This is a genomic window from Alcaligenes faecalis, assembly GCF_041521385.1.
Taxonomy (GTDB): domain Bacteria; phylum Pseudomonadota; class Gammaproteobacteria; order Burkholderiales; family Burkholderiaceae_B; genus Alcaligenes; species Alcaligenes faecalis_E.
Genome location: NZ_CP168006.1, coordinates 445,536 through 459,246, shown reverse-complemented (window position 1 = coordinate 459,246; position 13,711 = coordinate 445,536). Strand labels below are relative to the sequence as shown.

At 55.5% G+C, this 13,711-nt stretch carries 14 protein-coding genes and 1 other RNA gene; 10 read left to right on the top strand and 5 right to left on the bottom strand.

Annotation, left to right across the window (positions count from 1 at the left end):
• Positions 1-329 precede the first annotated feature (329 nt).
• Positions 330-1,556 carry a serine/threonine transporter SstT gene (gene sstT / locus ACDI13_RS02155; RefSeq protein WP_316988984.1) on the bottom strand — a complete coding sequence of 409 codons (1,227 nt, stop codon included), beginning with the start codon at positions 1,554-1,556 and terminating at the stop codon, positions 330-332.
• Positions 1,557-1,701: 145 nt separating this feature from the next.
• Between sstT and ssrA the strand changes: the two genes are divergently transcribed.
• The 4 genes from ssrA to ACDI13_RS02135 all read left to right on the top strand — a co-directional run bounded on the left by ssrA (position 1,702) and on the right by ACDI13_RS02135 (position 4,690).
• Positions 1,702-2,063, top strand: a transfer-messenger RNA (tmRNA) gene (gene ssrA, locus ACDI13_RS02150).
• Positions 2,064-2,179: 116 nt separating this feature from the next.
• On the top strand, positions 2,180-2,803 hold the full coding sequence (locus ACDI13_RS02145; protein ID WP_316988983.1) for a glutathione S-transferase N-terminal domain-containing protein: 624 nt from the start codon (positions 2,180-2,182) through the stop codon (positions 2,801-2,803).
• A 155-nt stretch (positions 2,804-2,958) separates the two neighbouring features.
• Positions 2,959-3,894, top strand: a complete 936-nt coding sequence (locus ACDI13_RS02140; protein ID WP_316988982.1) for an NAD(P)/FAD-dependent oxidoreductase — start codon at positions 2,959-2,961, stop codon at positions 3,892-3,894.
• 100 nt (positions 3,895-3,994) lie between these two features.
• Positions 3,995-4,690, top strand: coding sequence for a class I SAM-dependent methyltransferase (locus tag ACDI13_RS02135; RefSeq protein ID WP_316988981.1), 696 nt, complete (start codon positions 3,995-3,997; stop codon positions 4,688-4,690).
• A gap of 56 nt (positions 4,691-4,746) precedes the next feature.
• Here ACDI13_RS02135 and ACDI13_RS02130 read toward each other — a convergent pair whose 3' ends face one another.
• Together ACDI13_RS02130 and ACDI13_RS02125 are read right to left on the bottom strand one after the other, a co-directional pair.
• Positions 4,747-5,208 carry an Rrf2 family transcriptional regulator gene (locus ACDI13_RS02130; protein ID WP_316988980.1) on the bottom strand — a complete coding sequence of 154 codons (462 nt, stop codon included), beginning with the start codon at positions 5,206-5,208 and terminating at the stop codon, positions 4,747-4,749.
• Between the two features lie 119 nt (positions 5,209-5,327).
• Positions 5,328-5,990 (bottom strand): FMN-binding negative transcriptional regulator, encoded by a 663-nt coding sequence (locus ACDI13_RS02125; protein WP_316988979.1) that lies wholly within the window; start codon positions 5,988-5,990, stop codon positions 5,328-5,330.
• 105 nt (positions 5,991-6,095) lie between these two features.
• On the opposite strand from ACDI13_RS02125, the gene ACDI13_RS02120 reads away from it, so the two are divergent.
• Positions 6,096-7,604 (top strand): PLP-dependent aminotransferase family protein, encoded by a 1,509-nt coding sequence (locus ACDI13_RS02120; RefSeq protein ID WP_316988978.1) that lies wholly within the window; start codon positions 6,096-6,098, stop codon positions 7,602-7,604.
• Between the two features lie 113 nt (positions 7,605-7,717).
• Here the strand turns inward: ACDI13_RS02120 and ACDI13_RS02115 are convergent, their stop codons facing one another.
• A complete protein-coding gene (locus ACDI13_RS02115) occupies positions 7,718-8,617 on the bottom strand; it encodes a LysR family transcriptional regulator ArgP (protein WP_316988977.1) in 900 nt (299 codons plus the stop codon).
• 108 nt (positions 8,618-8,725) lie between these two features.
• Between ACDI13_RS02115 and ACDI13_RS02110 the strand changes: the two genes are divergently transcribed.
• From ACDI13_RS02110 to ACDI13_RS02100, 3 genes are all read left to right on the top strand, one after another.
• On the top strand, positions 8,726-9,343 hold the full coding sequence (locus ACDI13_RS02110; protein WP_316988976.1) for a LysE/ArgO family amino acid transporter: 618 nt from the start codon (positions 8,726-8,728) through the stop codon (positions 9,341-9,343).
• A 347-nt stretch (positions 9,344-9,690) separates the two neighbouring features.
• On the top strand, positions 9,691-10,146 hold the full coding sequence (locus tag ACDI13_RS02105) for a MaoC family dehydratase (protein WP_316988975.1): 456 nt from the start codon (positions 9,691-9,693) through the stop codon (positions 10,144-10,146).
• Entirely contained in the window at positions 10,147-10,737 is a 591-nt protein-coding gene (locus tag ACDI13_RS02100; RefSeq protein WP_316988974.1) for a TetR/AcrR family transcriptional regulator, read from the top strand. It abuts the gene before it with no gap.
• Positions 10,738-10,843: 106 nt separating this feature from the next.
• Here the strand turns inward: ACDI13_RS02100 and ACDI13_RS02095 are convergent, their stop codons facing one another.
• The gene (locus ACDI13_RS02095) at positions 10,844-12,127 is read right to left on the bottom strand and encodes a pyridoxal phosphate-dependent aminotransferase (protein ID WP_316988973.1); all 1,284 of its coding nucleotides are present in this window, start codon (positions 12,125-12,127) and stop codon (positions 10,844-10,846) included.
• Between the two features lie 313 nt (positions 12,128-12,440).
• Between ACDI13_RS02095 and ACDI13_RS02090 the strand changes: the two genes are divergently transcribed.
• Together ACDI13_RS02090 and ACDI13_RS02085 are read left to right on the top strand one after the other, a co-directional pair.
• On the top strand, positions 12,441-12,929 hold the full coding sequence (locus tag ACDI13_RS02090) for a MarR family transcriptional regulator (RefSeq protein ID WP_316988972.1): 489 nt from the start codon (positions 12,441-12,443) through the stop codon (positions 12,927-12,929).
• Entirely contained in the window at positions 12,926-13,702 is a 777-nt protein-coding gene (locus ACDI13_RS02085) for a HEAT repeat domain-containing protein (RefSeq protein ID WP_316988971.1), read from the top strand. Before ACDI13_RS02090 ends, ACDI13_RS02085 begins: the two co-directional genes overlap by 4 nt.
• The last annotated feature ends 9 nt before the right edge of the window (positions 13,703-13,711 follow it).

The window sequence follows — 13,711 nt, the reverse complement described above, 5'->3', positions numbered from 1 at the left end:
GGCTCCTTGTTGAGTCGGGCAAAGTGGACAACCATGCCGGTCCAGGCGGTAAGTTCTGGTAGGCCGGAATTTGTGAGGATCTGGCGACATTGAAGCCGTGGCAGGGCATGGGGGCGATCATCTGAATGATGATATACGATCCCATCGGCCTGAACATGGTGCTGGGGCAGGGTTGAGCCGGCGCATGGCCTGACTGCGGAAGTATTTGACAGCAGATGCCCGGACATCAAAGCAGGGTGGTTGGTGTCTGGTCTGATGCAATCGGGTTTGGAGCACATACAAAAAAGGCCAGCCTGATTGGCTGGCCCCTTGTGGGTCAGAGTAATCAATCAGGCACGACCTGGCTCGAGCGTTGCCGCAGCAGTAAACAGCACATCGGTTGAGGAGTTCAAGGCTGTTTCGACCGAGTCTTGTACCACTCCAATCACGAAGCCGACACCCACAACCTGCATGGCGATATCATCGGAGATGCCGAACATATTGCATGCTAATGGAATGAGTAGCAACGAGCCACCGGCCACGCCAGAAGCACCGCAAGCCGCCACTGTGGCTACCAGGCTCAGCAGCAAGGCAGTAGGCAAGTCAGCCTGAATGTTCAGTGTGTGAACGGCAGCCAGTGTCAATACGGTAATGGTGACAGCGGCGCCAGCCATATTGATGGTGGCACCTAGCGGAATCGAAACGGAGTATGTGTCTTTATTCAGCCCCAGGCGTTCGCACAGTGCCATGTTCACGGGGATGTTGGCGGCGGAACTACGGGTGAAGAAAGCCGTGATACCGCTCTCACGCAGGCAAGTCAATACCAACGGGTAGGGGTTGCGGCGCAACTTGGCAAATACGATCAAGGGGTTGATGATCAGGGCGACCGCCAGCATGCAGCCTACCAGGACAATCAGTAGCAGGCCATATTGGCGCAGGGCGTCAAAGCCAGACTCTGCAACAGTTACAGCCACTAGACCAAAAATCCCCAACGGCGCGAAGCGAATCACCAGTCGTACCAGGGAGGAAACCGAGTTGGCCATATCAGTGAGCAGGTCACGCGAGCTTTGTGAACCATGTTTCAATGCCAGGCCCAACGCAATGGCCCACGCCAAAATACCCATGTAATTGGCGGTGAGCAAGGCATCAATCGGGTTCACCACAATGTTGGTCAACAGATCCAGCAGCACTTCGGTGATATCGCTGGGCGGGTTCAGTGTGGTGTCGGCCAGATCCAGTTTGAGTTTGACGGGGAAGGCGAAACTGGCGATCACGGCAACCAGCGCGGCCAGAAAGGTGCCCATCACGTACAAGAGCAAAATAGGGCCCATGCGGCTGGAGGACTGGGCTTTTTGATTGGCAATGGAAGACATCACCAGCACAAACACCAGAATCGGCGCTACCGACTTCAAGGCAGAGACAAATAACTGGCCGAGCAAGGCAATCGATTGAGCCGTTGCCGGAGCAAAGCGCCCCAACAAAATACCGGCGACCAAACCGATCACAATTTGAGTAACAAGACTGCCGTGCAGGATAAAGCCTAATGGGCCTCTGGCTTGATTGGCGGGATGGGCCATGAAAAGCGACTCCAAACAAATGGGTAGGCGTGAAGTACGTGAAAAAACGCTCTGGCGGGGACTCAGCCAGAGCGCGGAAGAAGCTTATTCTAGCACCAGGAACTATACATTTTGTAGCCGATGTGCTATGGTTTCCAATCCACATGGGGTCGACATGGCTTCGACGTGGGTCAAGAAGCAGCACAGGGCGTGTCGAGCACCAGTACGCTCGTAAATCCACTGGAAAACTACAAACGCCAACGACGAGCGTTTCGCTCTAGCCGCTTAAGGCTGGGCCACTGCACTAATTTGTCTTTGGGTTAGGTAGGGCAACCTACAGCAGTGTCATTTACAAAGAATCGAATCGGCCTGCGCCACGAAGTCCGGTTCTAAAACTTAGTGGATCGCCAAGGAAAGGCCTGTCAATTGGCACAGTCCAAGGTTAAAACTTAAAATTAATTGACTACACATGTAGAACTGTCTGTGGACGGCTTGCGGACGGGGGTTCAATTCCCCCCGACTCCACCAAGATATCCCAAGCAACCCAACCGCTTAACGGCTGTTGGGTTGCTTGTTTTCTGATTGCTCAACAACACTTTAGCGTCATAATGATCCCTTCATTTACAGCACAAGAGGAGATCGACATGTCTCGTTGGGTGTTCTATTGCGCGCCAGGGACCTGCGCGCTTGCAACGCATATTGCACTGCATGAAGCAGGGGCTGACTTTGATGTGGTCAAGCTGGATTTTGGTGCGAATCAACAGCAAAGCCCGGAGTTTCTGCGCGTCAATCCCAAGGGGCGTGTTCCGGCGCTGGTGACAGAGCAGGGAACATTGACGGAAACCCCGGCTTTGCTGGCTTTTGTGGCACAGAGCTTTCCGGATGCCAAGCTGGCTCCTTTGAATGATCCCTTTGCGTTCGCCCGCATGCAGGAGCTGCACAGCTATTTGGCATCCACCGTGCATGTGGCCCACGCGCACAAGCGCCGTGGTTCCCGTTGGGCAGATGATCCGGCTGCGGAAGAAGCCATGCGTGCCAAGGTGCCGCAAAACATGACCGCGTGTGCAGCTTACCTGGAATCCTGGATTGTGGGTCCCTGGGTGCTGGGCGAGCAGTTCAGCGTGGCCGATGCGTATCTGTACACCGTAGGTGGCTGGCTGGAAGGTGACTCGGTTGATATGAGCCAATTCCCTAAACTTAGTGCCTATCTGGAGCGGGTAGGGGCGCGCGAGGCCGTGCGCAAGGCGTTAGCCGAAGCCGCTGCCTGAACGACATTCTTTATATGCGTTGCGCTGTGTTCAGCATGGCGTAACGCCTTTCTTCCTATTCCCGAATTAAAATCGTAACAAACATAGTTTCATGAGTTGACCTGTTTTTCTCTTATACGTAACATGAAAAGCTACGTTAAAGAGAAGGTGAATTTATGGACTTCGATATCATCATCGTCGGTGGGAGTTTTGCGGGTCAGGCTGCGGCGATTCAATTAGGTCGGGCGCGGCGGCGCGTACTTTTATTGGATGCGGGGCAAGCCCGGAATCGATTTGCCCAGGCCTCTCATGGCTTTCTGGGACAGGATGGGCAGGCTCCAGCGGCTATCATGGCAACGGCAAAACTTCAGCTTGCGAAATATGGGACGGCCGAGCAGCGAGCCGGGCTTGCTGTGGAAGCTCGCGCTATTAAGGGTGGGTTTCAGCTATTGACCGAGGACGCTCAGACCATCCGTGCCAGTCGCTTGATTCTGGCCACTGGCGTCAAGGACAGCTTGCCGGATATTCCAGGTATGCAGGAACGTTGGGGCAGCAGTGTGCTGCATTGTCCCTATTGCCATGGCTTTGAGCTGAACCAGCAGCCTTTGGGGGTATTGGCCAGCAGCGAACTGGCTATGCATCAAGCCATGCTGGTGCCAGATTGGGGGCCGACCACTTTGTTCACTCAAGCTGCCTTTACACCGAGTGCAGAGCAGGAAGCCCAACTGAGAGCGCGTGGCGTGCAGATCGAAAAGACACCGATTGCAGAGTTGTTGGGAAGCAAGCCGGGGCTGGAGGCGCTGCGTTTGCAGGATGGCAGAATGGTGGCTGTTTCCGGCCTGTTTGTAGCACCCAAAACAGAGTTGGCCAGCGACCTGGCCATACAGTTGGGTTGCAAGCTGACAGCGGGGCCTACGGGGGCTTTTATTGCTGTGGATTCCATGCAGCACACGTCTGTACCGGGTGTGTTTGCGGCGGGTGATGCTGCCAGTCCCATGGCTAACGCCACCCTCGCAGCCGCTGCGGGGGTAATGGCGGCGGGCGGGGCACATCATTCCTTGATTTATGGCTTGGCGGAGCAGGCTGGAGCCAGCTCGGAAAAGGTCGCATGAAGCGCAGAGCAATACCAAGCGTAGAAAGCTTCATGCAGACCAAGCAATATCAGAAATAGGGTGTACCCATGCCATTGCTTAACACCAGTTCAGGATTTCAATGAAAACACCCACTTCCGTACAAGCCTTTAGCGATCCTGCCTGGGTTGCCCGGTATGCCGATACAACGCCACCGCGCATCCCAGGCTTCCATGACCTTCATCGCATGGCCTTGATCCTGCTTTCCGAACGGGCAAAGAGCAATGCCAGGATTCTGGTCCTGGCAGCAGGTGGCGGGCTGGAGTTGAAGTCCTTTGCGCAAGCCCGCCCAGATTGGTTTTTTGTAGGAGTCGATCCTTCGCAAGCCATGCTGGATCTGGCGGCACAGGTGTTAGGGCCTTGGGGTTCGCAAGTGGATTTGATATCAGGCTATGTGGATGATGCACCGCTGGAACTGTTTGACGGTGCTACTTGTCTATTAACTCTGCATTTCTTGTCAAAAGCAGAGCGCTTGTCCCTGTTGAAGTCCTTGCACGCCCGCTTGAAGCCGGGGGCGGCGCTTGTGTTGGCTCATCATTGTCGGCCAGAAGGGGGGGCCCCCGAGGATTGGTTGGCCCGATCCATCGCCTTTGCTACAGGGACGGAAGCTACGGCAGAAGCGATAAGTTCTGCATCAAATATGGCTCAGCATTTGACGCTGTTAAGCCCGCAGGAGGAAGAGGGCTTGTTGCGGGAGGCCGGGTTCATGGCACCCGCCTTGTTCTATGCAGGGCTCTCGTTCCGGGGCTGGGTAGCCTACGCAGAGGATCAGGCCTAGTTGCTCATCTCTTGTTCTTGTATTGCTTCTGCTCTGAGTCAAACAGAGCCTGCGGATTATGGCTCCGCCATCCTTCTGTCCAGCGCTGCCATTTCTGCCTTATAGAGCTGTTCAAACTCGGCCAAGAGCTCTGCCAAGGGAATGGCCTCCAACCTTTGCATGACCAGAGCCTCCGCTTCCTGGAGCACATCGCCCAAGGCGGCGTTAACCACTTTGGCGACACCGCAGCTTGGGTTCTCGTTCTCGTGACCGATAAAGAAGATGCGCGGCCCCCCAACCGCTTTGTGTATGTCCAGCAGCGTGACTTCTTTCAGATCACAGCTTAGCGTCCAGCCGCCCCCGTGCCCTTTCTCGGAGCGCACGTAGCCTGCCTTGCGCAAGCCTGCCATGGTGCGTCGTACGACTACGGGATTGGTGCTGAGCATAGTGGCGATTTGCTCGGAGGTAAATGGCTGATCGTGTCTGGCCATGTGCAGCAAAACATGCAGCATGCGGGAGAGCCGGCTATCACTTCTCATATTCTTGACCTTGTGATGCACCGGGGAAGGGGGGAGGGTGTCCCGGTGCACGATGTCACATTATAAGTAGCAAGAAGGGGATAGTCAGATCAGGGTGGTTTGTACTTTGCGACGGGCTGTCACCTTGCTGACTTCTTGGCCTCTTGTGCCTGTTTGTCTCTTGCCACCGCCTGCATTGCACTGCCAATGAAATGATCTCCCTGGCTGATTAATGCAGCTGATGCCGCCTCCATATCCCGAGCCTCCTTATTCTGGCTCAGCTTGGTTTTGCCGATCAGGCTAGTGATCTCAATTTCAATTCCGACAATGGCTTTGAGCATGGCGTCGATATAGTCCTTGGGGCCATCCGTCATCTTCCAGGGTACATGCTGGCTGGCTTCGTGGATACGGGTCAAACGCGCCACGGCACCGCGAACATAACGTTCTTCATCGCGTATCCTTACCTGCCCATAGGCATGGGCCACGATGTAGTTCCAGGATGGGACTTGCTTGTGTGTTTCCAGCTTGCTGGGAAACCACTGTGGGGAGATATAGGCATCCCCTGCACGGAATATCACCATTACTTCGTCGCCGTTCTTCAGGTCTTGCCACACGGGGTTGTTTCTGGCGACGTGGCAGTGCAACACCCCTTGCGCGCCTTCCTGGGGATGCAGCATGAAGGGCAGGTGGTTCGCGCTTAAACCACTTTTACCATTGGCGACCAGAATGCCCAGAGGATGCTGGGCGATCAGTTCGTGCAGTGCTTCAGGCCGGGATTCATTGAAGTGTGCGGGGATATACATCGTTGTCTTTGTGGGCTTGGGATTCAGGATCAATGTGTCTATTATTGATTTATTCTGGATCATTGCTCTGTACCAGTTTGGCACTATTTTTATGGACCACAAGCCATGTCACGCACTGCCCACAATCCAAAGGTTCCATCTCTTGGTGAGCTGGACCGAAGCGAAGGAGCCCTGGGGCGTCAGTTGGCGCAGAAGCTGCGCGAAGCAGTAAAAAATGGTGCGCTCAAACCGGGTGAGTCCTTACCCTCTACCCGAGCCTTGGCGGCATCCTTGGGTGTTGCCCGTGGCACGGTTGTAGAGGCTTTTGAGCAATTGATTGCCGAAGGCTTTCTGGAGTCCTCACCCGGCGTGGGCACTTATATTGCTCACTCGCTGGCCAATCCCAAAACAAGAGCTAAGAAGCGCAGGGCGGCATCGCTGCCTGCCCAGCCTGCACCACCCGCTGCCCAGCCATTCAATACGGTTGCAGCTCAATTTCAGCCTTTGCCGTCAGCCCCGTTTGCCGTGTCGATTCCATTGGGTGCCGCTGCGCCAGGGCCGATCTGGCGACGCTTGGGGAATCGTTTACGGGCACATGGTCAGGGTGCGCCGGGCGGTTATGGTGATCCTCAGGGTGCCTTGCCTTTGCGGGAGGCCATTGCGGAATACGTGCGCCGGTCACGCTCGGTGCGTTGCGAGGCAGAACAGGTGATCGTGACGACAGGCACTCAGCAAGGCTTGTTTCTGGCTTGTCTGGTCTTGATGAGCAGGCAGGATTTCGCCTGGGTGGAGAACCCGGCTTATCCCGGTATTACCGCGATTTTGAATACGGTAGGTTCGCCGGAACGTATGGTTCGTGTGCCTGTGGATGAAGAGGGGCTGGATGTGGCTGCGGGCATACGCTTGCAAGCCGATGCGCGGGTCGCCTTTGTGACTCCTTCGCATCAATACCCTTTGGGCATGCCCATGAGCATGGCGCGACGCAATGCCTTGCTGGCCTGGGCACGCGATAAATCCGCCTGGATTGTCGAGGATGATTACGACAGCGAGTTCCGCTACTGCGGTCATCCCTTTCCTTCCATGCAGGGCCTGGACCCGGAGCGAGTGATCTATCTGGGAACCTTTAGCAAGGTGCTGTTTCCCTCGCTACGTCTGGGCTATGCGATTGTGCCGCCACCGTTGGTACAGGCTTTTTGCGGAGCGCGCGTTCTGCTGGATCGGCATCCGCCCAGTGCAGACCAGCATGTCCTGGCCAGCTTTATTGCAGAGGGGCATCTGGAGCGCCATATTCGGCGTATGCGCGGGATCTACACCCAATGCCGTAACCACCTTTTTGAGATTGTGCGTGATGTCTTGCCTAGTGATTTGACGCGTCTGCAACCCAGCGATCAAGGGATGCACTCGGTCTTGTGGTTGACCGTACAGATTGACGATGTGGCGGTGGCGCAGCAGGCCATGAAAGAGGGCGTGGCCGTGCGTCCGGTCTCTGCCATGTATCACGCCGGTGAGGGGCCCCCAGGGCTGATTCTGGGTTTGAGCGCATTCAGTCCAGAGCAAATGAGGGAAGCGGCGCAGAAACTGGCGCGCATCATCTCCGAGCTTGCTCGACCTCCCAAAGCCAAAAGAAAACCCTGAGCTCTGCTCTCTAGGCAAGCCTGTGGCAGAAGCTCCGGAGCGCACGAGTTTTACCATCTACTTCGAGTGGCAACCTCGCCTTCTGTCTGCCAGTTCGGGTTCCACAGAGTCCATTACGTTGAAACTGGCAGCAATGAGGTCTTGGCTGCACGTTGAAGCGCCGTACCCATATTGCGCAAGGTGTCGGAGCGGATTGCCGCATGTTGCCAATACAAAGGCACATCCAGCCAAAGGCCAGGGGCGACTAAAGTCAGTTCTTTGATGGCCAGGGTATCGCTGACCATGGAGTCAGGTGCCAGACACCAGCCCAGGCCCAAAGCCGCTGCTTTCACAAAGCCGGTAGAGGTGGGCAGGTAATGGATAGGAGGAGCGACAGATTCAGTAGTGATCTGCCGTATAAAGCGCCACTGCAATTCGTCCTTGCGGTTAAAGACGATCATGGGGGCTTGAGCCAGGGAGTTTGCGTCTACTCCCAATCCAAAATGCCGCGCCACAAATTGTGGAGAGGCAATGGCTTGATAGCGCATGATACCCAGAGCCTGAACCTCGCAGCCTTGCAGGGGAGTTGGCTCGGCGGTGACAGCGCCCAGCACGGAGCCATTGCGTATCAGCTCCAGCGTGTGGTCCTGATCATCCACACGCACATCAAACAAGTAGCCATGTTTCTGACTGAGCTGGGACAAGGCTTCCAGAAACCAAGTGTCCAGCGAGTCACTATTGACGGCAATTGCGATAGGCCGACGTGGGCCATTTTGTTCTGGCAGGAAGTCCGCGACAGCCTCGGCTTCCAGAACCTGCATGGGACGTACACGACGCAGCAGCAACTCTCCCGCTGGTGTCGGACGGCAAGGTGGCTGACGCAGGACCAGTACCTGTCCCAGCCTGTCTTCCAGCGCCTTGATACGCTGCGAGACGGCTGAGGTGGTGATGTACAGCTTGCGTCCGGCCGCTTCAAAGCTGCCTTCCTCCAGGACTGCCGTAAACGCTCGTAGTTGTGGGTGTAACAGATCCATGGTTGGCTTGTTTGTTTAGAAGAACTTAATTTTATAAAGAATAATTAGCTTTTCTTAAATCGTAAATGGCGGCACCCTATCGCAACTGTCAAATTCGTGGGGGCTGACATGTTCTTCTCTGTTGTGGCGACTGGCTTTTTGACGGGTGCCGGCCTGATCATGGCCATAGGCACTCAAAATGCTTTTGTCTTGCGGCAGGGATTGGAGCGTAGGCATGTGGGTTTGGTGGTAGCGATCTGCGCGCTGGCCGATATTGTCTTGATCCTGGGGGGCGTGGCTGGCATCGGTACTTTGGTACGGGAATGGCCTGGCTTGTTGCAAGTTCTGCGCTTTGGTGGCGCGGTCTTTCTGGCCTGGTATGGGGTGTTGGCAGCCCAGCGAGCCTGGACTGGCAAGGGAAGCCTGATGGCCGGGCAGGGTAGCGAGCGCAATCGTCGCCGTATCTGGCTGACCTGCTTGGCATTTACCTTCTTGAACCCTCACGTCTATCTGGACACGATGGTGTTGTTGGGCAGCCTGTCTACCCCTTACCCTGGCAACTTGCAGTGGGCCTTTGCCTTGGGGGCCTGTGCAGCCAGTGCTAGCTGGTTTCTGGCCTTGGGCTATGGGGCGCGATTGTTGCAACCCGTGTTTCGTCAGCCTTTGGCCTGGCGTGTGCTGGACGCCAGCATTGCTGTTTTCATGTTGGCCTTGTGTGCTTTATTGTTGCTGCGGCCTTTGTATTAAGCGTTGTGGTGTGGGGTGAAGACGCAGTCTTCGGCGTGTTTGGGTGGCACGCTCCGAGCGCGGCTTGCAGGTAGGTGGATGCGTCAGTGAAATGGGCAAGACGTAAGCCGACTAAAGCCAAGTCGATGAACGCAGCCTCTTGTTGAAGGTGACAGCAAGGGGCTGTTTTTTTATGCCTTATTGGTCTGTGGGGCGATGTGTCCCAGTAAAGGCGTATTGTCACAAACGCTCTGCTCGTTGGCTGTTGGGTGAAAAGCAGAGTTATCATTTTTTTAAAATAGATTATGATTATAATCTATTTGCGCTGATAGTAATACGCACTCACGCACTTTTTGGAGAGTATTCGGATGAACCTTACAGTACCTGTCTACCTTGAAGATCTGGCCCTGGGGATGGAGTTTCGCAGTGCAGAGCATGCTCTGGATGAGGCGCAAATTGTCAGCTTTGCCCGCCAGTTTGATCCGCAGCCTTTCCATCTGGATGCAGAAGCGGCCAAGAGCACGTTCTTCCAAGGTTTGGCTGCAAGCGGTTGGCATACTGCCGCCATCACCATGAAGCTGTTGGTGGACAGCCTGACATTCAGTCAGGGGATTATTGGTGCCGGCGGGCAGATTGACTGGCCACGGCCCACGCGCCCTGGAGATGTCTTGCATGTGCTCAGTACCATCATCGACATTCAGCCATCCAGATCCAAAGCGGACAGGGGAATGGTGGTGGTGGAGTCCCATACCCTGAATCAAAACAATGAAGTGTGTCAGCGTTTGATTGCCAAGCTGATTGCTTTTCGTCGTCCGGAGGTGTGAATGGGGCGTGTTTCGCGTGAGCAGGCCGAACGCAACCGCAAGCGGGTGCTGGAAACGGCGTGCCGATTGTTTCGCAAACATGGGGTGGAGGCAGTCTCGATTGGAGACATCATGAATGATGCCGGTCTCACGGCTGGCGCTTTCTATAAGCAGTTTGCCTCTAAAGAGGCCTTGATTGACCAGGCCTGCCGTTTTGCCTTCACTCAGTCTGCTGAGTCTTGGGAGCGTATCAATCAAGGCTACGAAGAAGACGCCGTACAAGGTTTTCAAGCCTTGATGCGACGTTACTTCAAGCACCGTCCTCAGACCCAAAGTTGTCCGATTTTGGCCTTTTCTTCCTTGGCCAGCGGTCTGCCTGCCGATGCACAAACCACGGCGATGTACCGCGAAGGGGTAGAGAGCTTGTTTGAGCAGTTTCGCCGCCTTGCCCTGCAAGCCTGTGCCGAGCAGACTCAAGAGCACATCATGCTGCTGTTTGCCGCCATGTTGGGGACAGGGATGCTTAGCCGGGCTATGGGCGATACCACGTTGACGCAAGGTATGCAGGCTGCGGTGCTGGCGACCTTGCCAGGAGGGGAGTCCGATCTTTGATAAGCCGCTTTTCAAAATAAAAAACGCCCGATGTGCTGAATCGGGCGTTTTTTCATTGCATCAAGATCTGCTTGCTCTGTAGACCCCGATGTGCAGCTTCTGCAGCTTAAACGGTGTGCGCACTGCCTTCAGCGGAAAGTGTGGCTTGCGTGAACTCTGGCCGTTCCGTGCCGTGCTTGATACGGTAGTCTTTCAGGAACTTGGCCATGCGGCTGATAGCCTCGCGCAGGTCTGGTTCGTGCGGCAGGAACACCATGCGGAAGTGGTCGGGATGAGGCCAGTTGAAACCCGTGCCTTGCACCAGCATCACGCGGGTGGCTTCCAGCAGTTGCAGGAAAAACTGACGGTCGTCTTCGATGGGGTAAATGTCGGGATCCAGACGCGGGAACATATACAGCGCAGCGTGGGGCATAACGCAACTGACCCCTGGAATGGCGGTGATCAGCTCGTAGGCCAGATCGCGTTGACGGCGCAGGCGCCCGCCTTCGCAAACCAGGTCGTTAATGCTCTGATAGCCACCCAAGGCCGTTTGAATCGCCCATTGGCCGGGCACGTTCGCGCACAGCTTCATATTGGCCAACATGCTTAGCCCTTCGATATAGTCAGCACCGGCTTGTTTGTCGCCCGAAATCACCAGCCAGCCTGCGCGGTAACCACAGGCGCGGTAGCTTTTGGACAAGGAGTTGAAGGTCAAGGTCAATACATCGGTGGACAGGCTGGCCATCGCGGTGTGCTTCATGTCGTCGAACAGAACCTTGTCGTAGACTTCGTCAGCCAGCAGCACCAGATTGAATTCGCGGGCAATATCGATCAGGGCTTGCAGTACCGAATCCGGGTAGAGCACGCCGGTCGGGTTGTTGGGGTTGATCACCACCAGCCCTTTGGTGCGCGGGGTGATCTTGGAGCGGATATCGTCCAGATCAGGGATCCAGCCATTGGCTTCATCGCAGAGGTAATGGACGGGAGTACCGCCTGACAGGCTGGTAACAGCAGTCCACAGCGGGTAGTCGGGCATGGGCAAAAGCAGCTCGTCGCCATCATCCAGCAGGGCATTGGTCGCCATGGCAATCAGTTCAGAAGCACCATTACCCAGGTAAATGTCTTCCAGCGTTACGCCCTTGATGCCTTGTGCCTGGGTGTAGTGCATGACGGCTTTGCGTGCAGCAAAAATACCTTTGCTATCCGAGTAGCCCGAGGAGTTGGGCAGGTTGCGGATCATATCCAGTTGGATTTCTTCCGGGGCATCAAAACCGAATACCGCCAAGTTGCCGATGTTCAGCTTGATCAGTTGCTGACCTTCGTCTTCCATTTGCTTGGCCCGGTCCATGATGGGGCCGCGAATATCGTACAAAACATTCGCCAATTTGTTCGATTTCTTGATGCTATTCATGATGCTGGTACTCGGATTCCATGTGTGCTGCAGAGGATAGTGGGCAGGGCTGATGCCTGACCAAGCCTTCTACCTTACCGCATGCGAAGGCCTTGCTTGTAAGCATCAAGCTTAAAATGTGGCATTGTCGAGTTTTGGCGACACTCTTTTTGTCAAAAAAACGGCTGTCTTGTTGAGTAGGCTCCGTACTAGGTAGGCTTATTTCGCTTTGTGGATTGGATTGGCATGATGTGAAATCTGTTTATGTTTATTCTTCTTGTTTTTGACGACGTCCAATATTAAGATTTGATATCAAATAATTTGAAATCAAACTATGAAACTAGAAGCGAAATATCAGGCCCTGCTCGCACACGCAGAGCAGCAGCAGGGCGTCAATGTTCAAGGCATGTCTCTGTGTTTTCAGCTTCTGTCCTTGTCTGCCCGTATTGATCGAGACTGCGCCGCCTTGCTGGCACCTCATGGTTTGAGCGAAGCCCGTTTTGTGCTTTTGTTTTTGCTGGAAGAGGCGCCCGACGGTATGCCCTCCCACATCCTGGCTGAGCGGGCAGGTGTGACGCGGGCAACCGTGACAACCCTGGTGGATGGGTTGCTGAAAGCGGGCTTGGTGCTGCGCTTTGCGGCCGAGGCGGATCGGCGTTCTGTCATGGTGAAACTGAGTCCCCAGGGGGCGAAGCTGGCCAACATGCTGGTCGCGACTCATGCCCAGTGGATTGGCGAGTTGTTCCAGCATTTGTCCGAGGCGGAATGCGCGCAGCTAAGCACCTTGTTGAACAAAGCGGCCGCAGGAGAACAAGCATCATGAGTACAGAAAACCGCAAGGGTTATGCCAGGGTCGCGGATATACCCGCTGATATTTTATTGGCCCTGTCCCAGGGTGAAATCCAGAGCCTTACCCTGACCGAGTCGCTGGCGATTGATCAGCGTGTACTGGTGGCAACGGTATTCCCAGAGCTGGATGAGTCGGGCACGTATCACATCGATACCTTGGCCGAGCTGGGTATTCTCAAGCGCATGAAAGCCATAGGGGAATATTTGCTGCAAACCTATGGTGAGATGGCCTGGACGCGTTGCCTGAATCATCCGGCCGATGTGGTGCGCGGCTGGGCCTGCTTTATGGTGGGGGCGCGGGAGTCCTTAAGCGTGCCCCAGCGCCTGAACGTCCTGCGTCCCTTGGCAGATGATCCGCATTTCGGTGTGCGTGAATGGGCCTGGATGGCGGTACGTCCTCAACTGGTCGCCGAGCTGGAGGTATCGATTCAGGCTCTGCGACAGTGGGCGCATTCAGACTCGGCGTATCTGCGCCGCTTTGCATGTGAAGCCTTGCGCCCTCGGGGTGTATGGTGCGCACATATCGCCATTCTGAAAAAGGAACCGGAACGGATGTTGCCGATCCTGGAGGCCTTGTACCAGGATGGCAGCGTCTATGTGCAGGACTCGGTGGCCAATTACTTGAACGATGCAGCCAAGGATCAGCCACAGTGGGTGCGCGGTCTATGTGCTCAATGGCAGGAGCAGTTACCGGGCAGTGCCACTGTGCGGCGCCTGTGTCGACGGGCGCTGCGCAGCGTGTCTTGATGTTCTGGT